The sequence below is a fragment of the Stenotrophomonas sp. SrG genome, assembly GCF_050031795.1.
In the GTDB taxonomy this organism is placed as follows: domain Bacteria; phylum Pseudomonadota; class Gammaproteobacteria; order Xanthomonadales; family Xanthomonadaceae; genus Stenotrophomonas; species Stenotrophomonas rhizophila_A.
Genome location: NZ_JBNBBE010000196.1, coordinates 1 through 280, shown reverse-complemented (window position 1 = coordinate 280; position 280 = coordinate 1). Strand labels below are relative to the sequence as shown.

The 280-nt window shown below is 65.7% G+C and carries 1 protein-coding gene; it reads right to left on the bottom strand.

Going from position 1 to position 280, the window contains the following annotated elements:
* The coding region (locus ACQG3P_RS19515) for a hypothetical protein (protein WP_426805965.1) at window positions 1-259 on the bottom strand (259 nt) is incomplete at its 3' end.
* Between the last annotated feature and the right edge of the window lie 21 nt (window positions 260-280).

The window sequence follows — 280 nt, the reverse complement described above, 5'->3', positions numbered from 1 at the left end:
TGAGTGCCAGCTCGCGCCAGGTCTTAGTTACCGGCACCGGCAGCAACGAGAACTCGCGGCGCAGTTCATGCAGCAGGTGGGCTTGGATCTGGCTCTGCGGCCGCTGTATGGCGGGGTCGCCTCCGGGATCAAGCGGCTGTGCCGCTTCCACTTCGTGCAGGTAGTGCACCAGCTGCAGCGTGCGGTGTTCATCCGCACTGAGTGGGCCGAAGGGGGAACCGGCTACCGGAACCGCCAGCCGCTGGTAGATCTGCGCCATCGGCCAACGACTGGTACGGTC